We start from the raw sequence: 781 nt of genomic DNA on the forward strand, positions 1-781 counted from the left end.
CGCTGCTGGTGCGGGATCTGTTCGCCTTGTACGAGCAGCCGGGTCAGGAGTCCGCACTGCCCAGGCCGACGCCGTACCGCGACTACCTCGCGTGGTATGGGTCGCGGGATCGGGGTGCGGCGGTTGCGGCGTGGTGTGGTGTGTTGGAGGGGGTGGAGGAGGGGTCGGTGTTGGGGCCGGTGGTTTCTGGTGGTGGTGGGGTGGTGCCGGGTGAGGTGTGGTGTGAGGTTTCGGGGGGTTTGACGGGTCGGTTGGTGGGGCGTGGGAGGGAGTTGGGGCTGACGTTGAACACGCTGGTGCAGGGGGCGTGGGGTGTGGTGTTGGGTCGGTTGTTGGGGCGTGAGGATGTGGTGTTCGGGGCGACGGTGGCGGTGCGGCCGGTGGAGTTGGTGGGTGCGGAGTCGTTGGTGGGGTTGTGTATCAATACGGTGCCGGTGCGGGTGACGGCGGGGGCTGGGGTGCGGGTGTCGGGGTTGTTGTCGGGGTTGCAGGAGATGCAGGCGCGGTTGTCGGAGCATCAGTTCGCTGGGTTGCCGGAGATTCAGGCGGCGGCGGGTGCGGGAGCGCGGTTCGACACCGTGGTGATTTACGAGAACTACCCGGTGGAGCCTGGAGCGACCGAGGACAGCGCTGTGCGTTTTCGGGCCAGTGAGGGTCGGGATGCGACGCATTACACGTTGGCGTTGACGGTGATTCCTGGTGAGCGGCTTCAGGTGCGGTGGGGGTACCGGCCTGATGTGTTCGACCGGGAGTCGGTGGAGGTGATCGCGGCTCGTTTTGT

1 protein-coding gene is annotated in these 781 nt (G+C 66.8%); it reads left to right on the forward strand.

Annotated features, from left to right (window positions below; genetic code table 11):
* Positions 1–8: 8 nt before the first annotated feature.
* Positions 9–781: condensation domain-containing protein (locus ABD329_RS47905; protein WP_344318307.1), on the forward strand; the 773-nt coding region annotated here is incomplete at its 3' end.

This window comes from Streptomyces javensis (assembly GCF_039525925.1).
GTDB lineage: Bacteria > Actinomycetota > Actinomycetes > Streptomycetales > Streptomycetaceae > Streptomyces > Streptomyces asiaticus.